This is a genomic window from Micromonospora sp. DT46, from assembly GCF_049841735.1.
GTDB lineage: Bacteria > Actinomycetota > Actinomycetes > Mycobacteriales > Micromonosporaceae > Micromonospora > Micromonospora reichwaldensis.
The window spans coordinates 145,426-157,288 of sequence record NZ_JBNCKW010000002.1 but is presented as its reverse complement, the minus strand read 5'-3'; the positions used below and the strand labels follow the sequence as shown (position 1 = coordinate 157,288).

General features: G+C 73.9%; 12 protein-coding genes. 9 read left to right on the top strand and 3 right to left on the bottom strand.

What is annotated here, in order from left to right:
- Positions 1-32 precede the first annotated feature (32 nt).
- A complete protein-coding gene (locus ACLQ20_RS04945; RefSeq protein WP_425854353.1) occupies positions 33-1,778 on the top strand; it encodes an ABC transporter substrate-binding protein in 1,746 nt (581 codons plus the stop codon).
- A gap of 238 nt (positions 1,779-2,016) precedes the next feature.
- Here ACLQ20_RS04945 and ACLQ20_RS04940 read toward each other — a convergent pair whose 3' ends face one another.
- A complete protein-coding gene (locus tag ACLQ20_RS04940) occupies positions 2,017-4,158 on the bottom strand; it encodes a S9 family peptidase (protein WP_151455018.1) in 2,142 nt (713 codons plus the stop codon).
- Between the two features lie 87 nt (positions 4,159-4,245).
- On the opposite strand from ACLQ20_RS04940, the gene mshB reads away from it, so the two are divergent.
- The 3 genes from mshB (at position 4,246) to ACLQ20_RS04925 (ending at position 6,173) form a co-directional block, all read left to right on the top strand.
- Positions 4,246-5,172 (top strand): N-acetyl-1-D-myo-inositol-2-amino-2-deoxy-alpha-D-glucopyranoside deacetylase, encoded by a 927-nt coding sequence (mshB, locus tag ACLQ20_RS04935; RefSeq protein WP_358117674.1) that lies wholly within the window; start codon positions 4,246-4,248, stop codon positions 5,170-5,172.
- A 17-nt stretch (positions 5,173-5,189) separates the two neighbouring features.
- Entirely contained in the window at positions 5,190-5,627 is a 438-nt protein-coding gene (locus tag ACLQ20_RS04930) for a hypothetical protein (protein ID WP_151455035.1), read from the top strand.
- A gap of 78 nt (positions 5,628-5,705) precedes the next feature.
- The gene (locus ACLQ20_RS04925) at positions 5,706-6,173 is read left to right on the top strand and encodes a hypothetical protein (RefSeq protein WP_151455016.1); all 468 of its coding nucleotides are present in this window, start codon (positions 5,706-5,708) and stop codon (positions 6,171-6,173) included.
- Between the two features lie 166 nt (positions 6,174-6,339).
- Here the strand turns inward: ACLQ20_RS04925 and ACLQ20_RS04920 are convergent, their stop codons facing one another.
- Positions 6,340-7,299: a GNAT family N-acetyltransferase gene (locus ACLQ20_RS04920; protein WP_327029522.1), complete on the bottom strand. Its 960-nt coding sequence runs from the start codon at positions 7,297-7,299 to the stop codon at positions 6,340-6,342.
- 79 nt (positions 7,300-7,378) lie between these two features.
- Here ACLQ20_RS04920 and fdxA point away from each other — a divergent pair, with 79 nt between their 5' ends.
- The 5 genes from fdxA to ACLQ20_RS04895 all read left to right on the top strand — a co-directional run bounded on the left by fdxA (position 7,379) and on the right by ACLQ20_RS04895 (position 11,250).
- Positions 7,379-7,705 (top strand): ferredoxin, encoded by a 327-nt coding sequence (gene fdxA, locus ACLQ20_RS04915; RefSeq protein ID WP_091422126.1) that lies wholly within the window; start codon positions 7,379-7,381, stop codon positions 7,703-7,705.
- Positions 7,702-8,808 carry a succinyldiaminopimelate transaminase gene (dapC, locus tag ACLQ20_RS04910; RefSeq protein WP_425854820.1) on the top strand — a complete coding sequence of 369 codons (1,107 nt, stop codon included), beginning with the start codon at positions 7,702-7,704 and terminating at the stop codon, positions 8,806-8,808. Before fdxA ends, dapC begins: the two co-directional genes overlap by 4 nt.
- A gap of 19 nt (positions 8,809-8,827) precedes the next feature.
- Positions 8,828-9,853: a prephenate dehydrogenase gene (locus ACLQ20_RS04905; RefSeq protein WP_425854351.1), complete on the top strand. Its 1,026-nt coding sequence runs from the start codon at positions 8,828-8,830 to the stop codon at positions 9,851-9,853.
- Between the two features lie 102 nt (positions 9,854-9,955).
- Positions 9,956-10,603 (top strand): SIMPL domain-containing protein, encoded by a 648-nt coding sequence (locus ACLQ20_RS04900; RefSeq protein WP_121399738.1) that lies wholly within the window; start codon positions 9,956-9,958, stop codon positions 10,601-10,603.
- Complete coding sequence (locus ACLQ20_RS04895) at positions 10,603-11,250, top strand: nucleoside/nucleotide kinase family protein (RefSeq protein ID WP_151456223.1); 648 nt, start codon at positions 10,603-10,605, stop codon at positions 11,248-11,250. Before ACLQ20_RS04900 ends, ACLQ20_RS04895 begins: the two co-directional genes overlap by 1 nt.
- 40 nt (positions 11,251-11,290) lie before the next feature.
- Here ACLQ20_RS04895 and ACLQ20_RS04890 read toward each other — a convergent pair whose 3' ends face one another.
- Positions 11,291-11,848 (bottom strand): sugar O-acetyltransferase, encoded by a 558-nt coding sequence (locus ACLQ20_RS04890; RefSeq protein WP_425854350.1) that lies wholly within the window; start codon positions 11,846-11,848, stop codon positions 11,291-11,293.
- Between the last annotated feature and the right edge of the window lie 15 nt (positions 11,849-11,863).

Here is an 11,863-nt window from a genome sequence, read left to right as displayed (position 1 = left end):
TTCCTTCATTGAGGCGATCCGGAGGAGTGAGGATGCGAGCAAGACTCGTCACCGCCGTGGGCGGTGCGATCGCACTGGTGGTTTCCCTCGGTGCGTGCAGCGAAAACACCGGTGACAACACCGGCGGTGTGGACACCAGCAAGCCGCGCACCGGCGCCATCGCGACGGACCCCAAGGACTCCCTCGGCCCCGCGCCCGAGGTGTCCGGCGCGGCCAAGGGCGGCACGTTCTACATCCTGCGGGAGAACAAGATCTCCCACATGGACCCGCAGCGGATCTACTCGTTCGCCGGCCTGATGGGAAGCCAGCTCTACGCCCGCTTCCTCACCACGTTCAAGGACGACGGCAAGGGCAACGTGACCCTGGTCGGCGACCTGGCCGAGACCCCCGGCACCAACGTCAACAACGACTGCAAGGTCTGGGAGTTCAAGGTCAAGCAGGGGGTGAAGTTCGAGGACGGCCGGCCGATCACCAGCAAGGAGATCGCGTACGGCATCGCCCGGTCCTTCGACCCGGACCTCACCGGCGGCCCGACCTACCTCCAGGAGTGGCTGGTCGACAGCCCGCAGTACGACACCAAGTGGGACTTCAAGGCCAACAAGACGTCGCTGCCGCCGGGGCTCACCACGCCGGACGAGAAGACGCTGCGCTTCGAGTTCAACAAGCCCCGCTGTGACCTGCCCTTCGCCGTCTCCCTGCCGGCCACCGCGCCGCTGCCGGCGGACAAGGACACCGGGGTCAACCTGGACAACCAACCGTTCTCGTCGGGCCCGTACAAGATGACCAAGCACACGCCGGGTGTCGAGATCGTGCTCGAGCGCAACGAGCACTGGGACCCGGCCACCGACGCGGTGCGCCACCAGTACCCGGACAAGTTCATCTGGTCCCTGGGCGCGGACCAGGCCACCCAGACCAACCGGGTGCTCGCCGGCACCGGCAACGACGCCGCGGCGGTGGCCACCGGCGGCGTTCCGTCGGAGCTGATCGCCAAGGTCACCGGCGACGCCGCGCTCAAGCAGCGGATGATCGTCGCGGCCACGCCGAACGCTTACCGGCTGAGCATCAACACCACCCGGGTCACCGACCTGTCGGTGCGGCAGGCGATCAACCACGCGATCGACCGCGCCAGCATCACCAAGAGCCTCGGTGGCCCCTACGGCGCCGTGCCGCTGACCACGCTGCTGCCGCCCACCACACTCGGCTACAAGCAGTTCGACGCGTACCCGGCCGGCGACAGCGGCAACCCGGAGAAGGCCAAGGAGCTGCTCGCGGGCAAGACGCAGAACCTGGTGCTGCTCACCGCCGACGTGACCAGCTACCAGGAGCGGGCGACCCAGATCAAGACCGCGCTGGAGAAGGCCGGCTTCACCGTCACGATCAAGACGATCCCCGAGGACGGCTACCTCGACACGATCAAGAAGAAGGACAACCCGTACGACCTCTGGGTCGACTCGTGGGCGGCCGACTGGCCCAGCGGCGCCTCAATCCTGCCGGTGCTCTTCGACGGCCGGAGCATCAAGGCCGAGGGCAACGGCAACACCTCCCAGCTCAACAACGACGCGATCAATGCGGAGTTCGACCGGGTGCTCGCGCTCGACCCGGCCAAGCAGGCCGACGAGTGGAGCAAGATCGACGAGCGGCTGATGAAGGAGTCGGCGCCCGCCGTGCCGCTCTACACCGAGGTGGTCTCCATCGCCCACGGCGAGAAGGCCGGCGGTGTCTTCATCGGCAGCATCTTCGGCTGGCCGAGCTTCGTGGACGCGTACGTCAAGCAGTGACAACACCCGTGACGCGATGACACCCCAGCGGTGACACGCACGGACCGACCCCCGGTCGACAACGACGTCGGCCGGGGGTCGCCGTGTCCGCACGTCCCACCCGCGACCTGCCCCGCGGCGCCACCGCCCAGCGGGAGCCCACGCGGGTGCGCTCCCGGCCCGAGTTGGCCGTCCACGCCTGCGCCAACTCCAGGAACTTCTCCGCCGGCCCGCGGTGGCGACGGCCACGTCGGAGCGGCTAGAGGTGCCGGCGGACGAAGTCGAGTTCCAGCCTGAGCAGGCGCTCGGCGATGCCGCCGGCGGCCATGTGGGTGGCCCCGGTCAGCGGGAGCACGGAGTGCGGCCGGCCGGTCGCCAGCAGCGCCGCCGACAGCCGCAGCGTGTGCGCGGCCACCACGTTGTCGTCGACCAGGCCGTGCACCAGCAGCAGCGGCCGGGCCGCCTCCCCGGCCGGCACGGGCTCGCCGGCCAGCTCCACCAGCGAGTGGTGCGCGTAGATGTCCGTGCCGTCGTCCGGCAGGCCCAGGTAGCGCTCCGTGTAGGCCGTGTCGTACAGCGCCCAGTCGGTGACCGGCGCCCCCACGATGCCGCACCGGAACAGCTCCGGGTGCCGCAGCACCGCCAGCCCGGCCAGCCAGCCGCCGAACGACCAGCCGCGCACCGCCACCCGCTCCAGGTCCAGGTCGGGGTGCTTGCCGGCCAACGCGGTGAGCGCGTCCACCTGGTCGAGCAGGACGACGTCGGCCACCCGCCGGTGGATCGCCTTCTCGAAGGAGGGGGCCACCCCCGGCGTACCCCGGTTGTCGATGGTGACGACCGCGAAGCCGGCGTCGGCCCACCACTGCCGCTCCAGCCACGCCGCGCGGGCCGCGAGCACCTCCTGGTGCCCCGGCCCGCCGTAGACGTCCAGCAGCACCGGCAGCCGCCGGCCGGTGACGTAGTTGTCCGGGTAGAGCACGGCCGTCGGCAGCCGCCGGTCGGTGACCCGCTCCAGCAGCGGCAGCGGCGCGTACGGCGGGGTGGCGGCGAGCGAGCGCAGCACGGCCACCTCCTGCTCGCCCCGGCGCACCGTCCAGCGGACGCCCGCGTGGTCGAGCGAGGCGGTGCCCACCACCAGCACGTCCCCGCCCACGGCGGCGGTGTGCCAGCCCGGGTCGGTGGTGATCCGGCGGGCGTCCACGCCGCCGCCGATGGTGGTGCGCACCCGGAACAGGTGCCGTTCGCTCGGCTCGCCGTCGCTCGCCTCCACCAGCAGGTCGGCCGGGCCGCTGCCGCCGGGCAGCCGCCCCACCACCCGCCGCACGTAGAGCGAGGGCGGGGTGAGCAGGGTGCCGTCGGCGAAGAGGCAGCGGGCGTCGTACCCGTCGTGGGCGAGCTCGCCGCCGACGAGCACCCGGCCGTCCGGCAGGTGCGCCGGGGTGCCCGGGATCGGCTCCACCCAGCGCGGGTCGGCCAGCTCGGCGTGCACCTGGGTCTCGCCGGTGCGCGGGTCCACGGCGAGCACCAGGCCGTGCTGCTGGGACCGGCGCAGCACGGTGATCAGCGGGCCCCCGTCGGCCCAGTGCACGGCCGTCAGGTACGGGTAGGTCTCCCGGTCCCAGTGCACGTCGACCCAGCCGTCGTCGAGATCCAACAGGTGCAGGCTGACCTCGGCGTTCGCGGTGCCCGCCCGGGGGTACGCGACGGTGGTCGGCGGGCTCGCCGGGTCGGCCGGGTCGTGCAGGTGCCAGCGCTCCACGCGGGACTCGTCCACCCGGGCGGCCAGCACCGCACGACCGTCCGGCGCCCACCAGTAGCCGCGGTAGCGGTCGAACTCCTCGGCCGCGATGTGCTCGGCCAGCCCCCAGGTCACCCCGGAGTCCTCGCCGGCCAGCAGTGTGTCCGTGCCGTCGTGCTCGACCACCCGCAGCTGCCCCCGTCGGACCCCCTCAGCGGCGTCGGTGACGTACGCCAGGCGCTGCCCCGTGGGATCGGGCCGGGGGTCGAGCACCGGGCCGACGGTGGCCACCTCGACCACGTCGCCGTGCACCAGGTCGGCCCGGAACAGCCGCCCGGCCAGCGCGAAGACCGCCACCCGGCCGGCGCCGTCGAGCGTGTAGGAGCCGATGCCGGAGGCGCTCAGCCGCAGCCGCTCGCGCAGCGCGCGCTCGCCCGGGCTCAGCGCGCCGGCGTCGGCGTCGGCCCCGAGCAGCGCCGCCGGGTCGGCGACGAGCCGCTCCTCGCCGGTCGCCACGTCGAGCTGCCAGAGCGCGTCGGCCGGGTCCTCCGGGCCGGCCGAGCGCAGGAAGACCACCCGGGAGCCGTCGTCGGCCACGGTGACCGCCCGCGGCGCTCCGCGGCTGAACCGGCGGGTGCGGGCGGCCAGCTCCGGAAAGTCCACAGTCCAGATCGTAGAGCGGGGACCGGGGGTGATGTGGCCGACCTGCGCGGACGCGTCGGGGTCGGCGGAGGAGAACCGCCGGATAGAGTGACCGGCGTGACGACGCTGCCTGACCGCCGCCTCCTGCTGGTCCACGCGCACCCCGACGACGAGTCCATCGGCACCGGCTCGACGATGGCGCACTACGCCGCCGCCGGCGCTCACGTCACCCTGGTGACCTGCACCCTCGGCGAGGAGGGCGAGATCCACGTGCCGGCGCTCGCCCAGCTCGCCGCGGCCGAGGCCGACCAGCTCGGCGGTTGGCGGATCGCCGAGCTGACCGCCGCCTGCGCCGCGCTCGGCGTCACCGACCACCGCTTCCTCGGCGGCGCCGGCCGTTACCGCGACTCCGGCATGATGGGCCTCGCCACCAACGAGCACCCCCGCGCCTTCTGGCAGGCCGACCTCGACGAGGCCGCCGGGCACCTGGTGGAGATCATGCGGGAGGTACGCCCGCAGGTCATGGTCACGTACGACGACAACGGCTTCTACGGGCACCCGGACCACATCCAGGCGCACCGGGTGGCGATGCGCGCGTACGAGCTGGCCGACGCGGAGGGCTTCGCCCCGGCGAAGGTCTACTGGACGGCGATGCCGCTCAGCGTGCTGGAGGCCGGCCTGACCCACTTCGCCGAGTCGGCGGACAACCCGTTCGCCGGCATCCAGGACATCTCGGAGCTGCCCTTCGGCACCCCCGACGCGCAGATCGCCGCCCGGATCGACGCCACGGACCAGCACGCCGCCAAGGAGGCGGCGATGCGCGCGCACGCCACCCAGATCCCCGACGCCTCCTGGCTCTACTCGATCGCCGGCAACTTCGGCAGCGAGTTCATGGGCGTGGAGTACTACACCCTCGCGGTGGGCGGGAGGGGACCCGGCAGCGGCCCGTACGGCTGGGAGGACGACCTCTTCGCCGGGCTGGACGCCGCCGACGGTCCGGACCGGTCCCCGGTCTCGGCGGCCGGTAACCGGTGACCCTGCCCGTCGCGTCGATGTCGACCGCCCCGCAGGAGACCGTCCCGCCGCCGTCCGGGCCGTCCCGGCGGCTGCTCGACCTCGCCCTGCGGGTGGCCGGCGGACTGGTCGCCGTCCTCGCCGGGACGCTCACCGCGGTGCTGGAGCTGCTGCTGGCCACGCTCCGGGTCGGCGGGCACCTGATCGGCGTCTCGGTGCTCGTCGCGATCGCCGCGAACATCGCGCTGAGCTGGTTCGCGCACGAGGCCGTCGGTCGCCGGTGGGCCGTGGTGCTGCCCGCGACGCCCTGGTTCGTCCTGATGTCGGTGGCGGCGGTCCGCACCGCGGAGGGGGACCTGCTCGTCACCGGCGACAACTGGGTCGGCCTGGCGATGATCGTGGCCGGCGCGATGACCTTCGCGGTGATGGGTTTCCGGCAGATCCTGGCACCGCCACCGGTCCGGTCGGGGGACTGACGGAGCACAGGTTCCGGTGGTAGACATTCCTGCCAGGAGGCCCGCCGCTTCGGCGGGCGGTACGGCGGGAGGCGTGCGATGAGTGAGCGGTGGCGCGCGATCGGGGTTCTCGCGGTCGCGCTGTTCGCGGTCAACGTGGTCGCCCGGCTGGTCACCCGGTTCGGTTTCGACGGCGACGACACGGCCGCCGCCGACCGGGTGTCGCTGGGGATGTTCGTGGTGATCGGGCTGGTCCTGGCGGCGGTCGCCTTCGTGTGGGGCAGGCGTCGCCCCGTCTCGGCCTGGAGCGCGGACCTGGCCGCCGCGGTCGGCATCGCGCTGCTGCTGACGGTGCTGGTCGGGCCGCTGCTGGTCGGCAACGACCCGTTCGGCGGGGGTGCGGGCACCTTCTTCGCCCAGATCTGGCTCTACCTCGCGGCAGCCGGCGTGGGTGTGCTGCTCGGCTACCTGCTCCTCACGGCGCTGGGCCTGGACCACCGCTCGCAGTCCCTCAAGCGCTACGCCGAACTGAGGGCCACCAAGCCCCGCCGAGTAGTCCGCCGCTAACCCACCCACCCCCCCACCTCACCCACCCCCACCCCACCCCCTGACCTCGTTGATCATGAAGTTATTGCCGCTGTAAGCGCTTTCCGCTGGCAACAACTTCATGATCAACGCTGCGGCGGACGACGGCGCCGTGCGGAGGGGACGGCGGAGGGGGCGGACGGCGCGGTCAGGGGGGTGGGGTACGGGTCAGGTAGGTGTGGTGGGTGGTGAAGCCCAGGGTGCGGTAGAGGGTCACCGCCGGGGTGTTGCGCTGCTCGACCTGGAGGAAGGCGCGCGAGGCGCCGGTCGCGGCGCCCCAGTCGGCCAGCGCGCGGATGATCCGGCCGGCCAGGCCCTGTCGCCTGGCCTCGGGCAGCACCTCGACGAGGCTGAGCCCGAGCCAGCGGCCCTGCCCGGTGACCGTGCCCCGGCCGATGGCGAGCAGCGTGCCGTCGGCGTACACGTGGGCGAAGCGGACCTGGTCCACGGCGGTGAGCACGTGCCGGGCGGCGTCCGGCAGGCCGCCCTTGCGGCCGGCGGCGACGGCGAGCCAGTCGTCCGACGGCTCGGCGGTCAGCTCGACCGGCGGCGCTCCGGCGGGCTCCGGCGCGGCCGGCGGCAGCCCCGCCAGCGGCACGGTCTGTACCAGCACGGGCGGCCTGCCGACCCAGCCCCGGGCGTCCAGCTCCGCGCCCACCGGGGCGGCGAGCGGCAGCGGGGTGTTGACCATCGGCGGTTGACCGAGGTCGGCGTACCAGCGCTCCACCGCGTCGAGCGCGGCGGGCAGGGGCCGGTCCGGGTCGCCCACGGGCAGCGCCGAGTTGGCCCGACCGGTCCAGCCGTCGGCCGCGCGCAGCCGCCAGTCGCCGAGCCGTCCCCGCACGGCGGCGGGCCACGCCTCGTCGGCGGCCAGTTCCAGCTCGACCACGGCCGCCGCGGTGGGGCGACGGGCCGGCGGCACCCGCTTGGCCCGGTGCACCTCGGCCACGGGGATCCGGAGCCGGCCCTGCGCGGTGGCGAGTGTGAGATGGGTTTCGCTCAGCTCGACCAGCTCGCCGAGGGCGTCCGAGAAGAGCGGCCGACCCTCGCGAATCCCCACGATTCGGCGAACCACGATCCGGTGTCCCACATCCTGCTGTCGGAGCACGATCGACCCCCTCCCCGGCGAGATACTAGGCTCTAACCGTCGCGGGTGATCGCGGCGTGTCTTGCGGAGGAGAAGACCGGTGACCTACATCATCGCCGAGCCGTGCGTGGATGTGCTCGACAAGGCTTGCATCGAGGAATGCCCGGTCGACTGCATTTACGAGGGCAACCGGATGCTCTACATCCACCCCGACGAGTGCGTCGACTGTGGGGCCTGTGAGCCGGTCTGCCCGGTCGAGGCGATCTTCTACGAGGACGACGTTCCGGAGCAGTGGAAGGACTACACCGGCGCCAACTACGAGTTCTTCGAGGAGCTGGGTTCGCCCGGCGGCGCCTCGAAGATCGGCAAGGTGGAGAAGGACGCGACCTTCGTCGCCGCGCAGCCGCCGCGCGGCGAGGGCCACTGAACCGGCCCGCGCCGGTCTCGTCACGGCTGCCGGAGTTCACCTGGGACACCCTGGACGCCGCGGCCGCACTGGCCGCGGCGCACCCTGAGGGCCTGATCAACCTCTCCATGGGTACGCCGGTCGACCCGGTGCCCGAGGTGATCCGGCGGGCGCTGGCCGACGCGTCCAACGCGCCGGGCTACCCGCTGACCGCTGGCACGCCTGTGCTGCGCGAGACGATCGCGGCCTGGGTGGCACGGGCCTGCGGCGCCGGCGTCGACGGCCTCGGCGTGCTGCCGACGATCGGCTCCAAGGAACTCGTCGCCTGGCTGCCGACCCTGCTCGGGATCGGTCCCGGCGACGTCGTCGTGGTGCCCTCGATCGCCTACCCGACGTACGAGGACGGGGTCCGGCTCGCCGGCGCCACCGTCGTGCGCGCCGACTCGCTGACCGCCGTCGGCCCCACCTCCCGGGTGCGTCTGGTCTGGGTCAACTCGCCGGGCAACCCGACCGGCCGGGTGCTGCCGGCGGCCCACCTGCGCAAGGTGGTCGACTGGGCCCGGGAGCGCGGCGCGGTGGTCGCCAGCGACGAGTGCTACCTGCCGCTGGGCTGGGCCGCCGAGCCCGTCTCGGTGCTCTCGCCCGAGGTCTGCGGCGGGTCGTACGACGGGGTGCTGGCCGTGCACTCGCTCTCCAAGCGGTCCAACCTGGCCGGCTACCGGGCGGGATTCGTGGCGGGCGACCCGGCACTGGTGGCGGAGCTGCTCAAGGTCCGCAAGCACGCCGGGATGATCGTGCCGGCGCCGGTGCAGGCGGCGATGGTGGCCGCGCTGCGCGACGAGCGGCACGCCGACGAGCAGCGGGAGCGCTACCGGGCCCGGCGGGACACCCTGCACGCCGCGTTCACCGAAGCCGGCTTCACCGTCGAGCACTCCGAGGCCGGGCTCTACCTCTGGCTGACCCGGGGCGAGGACTGCTGGGAGACGGTCGACTGGCTGGCCCGGCGGGGCATCCTCGCGGCTGCGGGCGTCTTCTACGGCCCGGGCGGCCGGCAGCACGTCCGGGTGGCGCTGACCGAGTCCGACGAGCACGTGGCGGCGGTTGCCGGCCGGCTGCGCGCCTGAGTGACCGCCGAGGCGCGTGATGGTGGACAGTTCGCGAGGGCGACCCCGGGTCGCCGTGGTGGGCACCGGCCTCATCGGCGGTTCGGTCCTGCTGCGGCTGCACGAGGCGGGGCTGGAGGTCGCCGGCTGGGACCCGGACCGGGCCACCCGGGCGGACGGGCGCGCACGCGGGATGACCTTCCCCGACGACCTGGGCGGGGCCGTCCGCGACCGTGACGTCGTGTTCCTCTGCGGCCCGCTGCCGAGGCTGCCGGAGACCCTGCTCACCGTCGCCAAGCACGCCGGGGACGGCTGCGTCCTCACCGACGTGGGCAGCACGAAGGGCGCGGTGGCCGCCTTCGCCACGGCCAACGGGTTGACCGACCGGTTCGTACCGGGCCATCCGATGGCGGGCACCGAACGCTCCGGGCTCGCCGCCGCCGTGCCGGCGCTGTTCGAGGGGGCCGCGTGGGTGCTCTGCCCGGCGGCCGAGGGGATCCGGCCGTTCCGGATGCTGTCCAACCTCATCGTGGACGTCTTCGCCGCCCGGGTGGTGCCGATGTCGCCGGCGGTGCACGACTCGGTGGTGGCGCTCTCGTCGCACATCCCCCACCTGCTCGCCGGCAGCCTCGCCGGCGCGGTGGCGAAGTCGGACCTCCGGGACGCCGTGCTGGGCCTCGCCGCGGGCAGCTTCCGGGACGGCACCCGGGTCGCCGGCACCCCGGCCCGGCGTACGGCCGACATGCTCTTCGACAACCGCGAGCAGGTGGTGCGACAGCTCGGCCAGGTCGCCGCGTTCCTCGACGGGCTCGCCACCGCGTTGCGCGAGCAGGACATCGACGCCCTGGTCGGTCACTTCGAGGGGGCGCGGGACCTGCGTACCGTCCTGTTCGACCGTGACCTGCTCGCCCACCGGCAGGAGTTCCCCGCCGACGGCGACCACCGCGCCGAGGTGGAGTTCCTGCTGGAGCTGGGGGCCGCCGGCGGTTACCTCACCGAGTGCCGGGTCGACGGCGACCGGGTCGCCTACACGGGCCACCTCCCGGCGACGGCCCACTCGGCCTGATCCGGACCGGCCGGGGCGTGCGCACCGGGCCGCCGACCGCACCCCGGTCGACGTGCGGTCGGACGGCGGGCGGGCCGGCGGGCGCGCGGTTAGGGTGAGGGCATGGTGGACGGGCCGGTGGTGGCGGTGCGCGGCGAGGCGTACCGGGAGGTGGCTCCGGAGATCGCCCGGTTCGCGGTGACGGCCAGGGCGCGCGACCGGGACCGCGAGGCCACCCTGACACGGCTGGCCGAACGGGCCGCCGCCGTCCGGGTGCTGCTCGACGGCGAGGGCCCCGGCATCGACCGGCGGGAGACCGGCGAGCTCCAGGTCAGGCCGGAGACCCGGCGCTCCGGCGAGCGGGTGGTGGCGTACAGCGGCAGCGTGACCACCACCGTGACGGTCAGCGACTTCACCGCGCTCGGCGAGCTGATGCTGCGCCTCGCCGACCAGGACCAGATCGAGGTGGCCGGGCCGTGGTGGTCGCTGCGGCCGGACAGCCCGGCCCACCGTGAGGCCCGGCACGCCGCGCTCGCCGACGCCCTGCTGCGTGCCCGCGAGTACGCGGAGGCCCTCGGCGCCCGCGTGACCGCCCTGATCGAGCTGGCCGACGCGGGCGCGGCGGAGCAGCCGATGATGAGCCGGATGGCGTACGCGATGGGCGACGGCGCGGAGAGCGGCCCGCCGGAGCTGGAACTCGACCCGCAGCCGCAGACCGTGCACGCCGCGGTGCAGGCGCGGTTCGCGATCAGCGAGCCGGTACTCGGCTGATGGCCGGCGCCCGGGTCGTCGGCACCGACGAGCTGGTGGCGCGGGCGCGGGCCCTCGCCGGGGCCGGCCCGCGGCAGCTGCTCGGCATCGCCGGGGCGCCCGGCGCGGGCAAGTCGACGCTGGCGGAGCAGATCGTCGAGGCGGTCGGCCCCACCGCCCGGCTGGTGCCGATGGACGGCTTCCACCTCGCGCAGGCCGAGCTGTGCCGGTTGGGCCGCGCGGAGCGCAAGGGCGCCGTCGACACCTTCGACGCCAACGGCTACGTCTCGCTGCTGCGTCGCCTGCACCGGCTGGAACCGACGGCGGTCTACGCGCCGGCGTTCCGCCGGGACCTGGAGGAGCCGGTGGCCGGCTCGATCGAGGTGCCGCCGTCGGTGCGGCTGGTGGTCACCGAGGGCAACTACCTGCTGCTGACCGGGACGCCCTGGGACGAGGTGCGGCCGCTGCTGCACGAGGCGTGGTTCCTCGACCTGGACGCCGAGCTGCGGCTGCGCCGGCTGACCGCCCGGCACGAGTCGTACGGGCGGTCGGCGGAGCAGGCCCGGGCGTGGGCGACGGGCAGCGACGAGGCCAACGCCGCCCTGGTGGCCGGCACCGCGCACCGCGCCGACCTGGTCGTCCGGCTCGCCGAGCCGCCGCCGCTCTGACGGGTCGGCCCTCGGGAGGCTGTCCGGCGGACTGACGCTGTCAGTCGAGCTGGCGTACGACGCGGGCCGGGTTGCCCACGGAGACCACGTTCGCCGGCAGGTCCTTCGTCACCACGGCGCCTGCGCCGACGACCGTGTTCTCCCCGACGGTGACGCCGGCGAGCACGATGGCCCCACCGCCGAGCCAGACGTTGTCGCCGATGGTGATCGGCTTGGCCGCCTCCCACTTGTCGCGGCGGGGCCCGGGTTCGACGGGGTGGGTGGGGGTGAGCAGCTGCACGTTCGGTCCGATCTGGACGTCGGCGCCGATGGTGATCGGGGCGACGTCGAGGAGGACCGCGTTGAAGTTGACGAAGCTGCGCGGCCCGATCCGGACCTGCCAGCCGTAGTCGACGTAGAGCGGCGGTCGGACGTAGGTCCCCTCGCCGACCTCGCCGAGCAGGGCGCGCAGGGCCGCGAGCCGGGCCTCGGGGTCGGCGGCCGGACTGGTGTTGAAGGCTTCCATCAGCCGCGTGGCCCGGTCCAGGTCGGCGCCGATCTCCGGATCGTCGGCGATGTACGGCTCGCCGGCCAGCATGCGTTCCTTCATGGATGTCACCGGTCGATCATCTCC

What these genes read in the sequence shown, in the direction of transcription:
- ACLQ20_RS04945 (WP_425854353.1), top strand. Translation starts at nt 33, where the DNA reads ATGCGAGCAAGACTCGTCACCGCCGTGGGCGGTGCGATCGCACTGGTG.
- ACLQ20_RS04930 (WP_151455035.1), top strand. Translation starts at nt 5,190, where the DNA reads ATGTCGACCGCCCCGCAGGAGACCGTCCCGCCGCCGTCCGGGCCGTCC.
- ACLQ20_RS04925 (WP_151455016.1), top strand. Translation starts at nt 5,706, where the DNA reads ATGAGTGAGCGGTGGCGCGCGATCGGGGTTCTCGCGGTCGCGCTGTTC.
- ACLQ20_RS04905 (WP_425854351.1), top strand. Translation starts at nt 8,828, where the DNA reads ATGGTGGACAGTTCGCGAGGGCGACCCCGGGTCGCCGTGGTGGGCACC.
- ACLQ20_RS04900 (WP_121399738.1), top strand. Translation starts at nt 9,956, where the DNA reads ATGGTGGACGGGCCGGTGGTGGCGGTGCGCGGCGAGGCGTACCGGGAG.
- ACLQ20_RS04895 (WP_151456223.1), top strand. Translation starts at nt 10,603, where the DNA reads ATGGCCGGCGCCCGGGTCGTCGGCACCGACGAGCTGGTGGCGCGGGCG.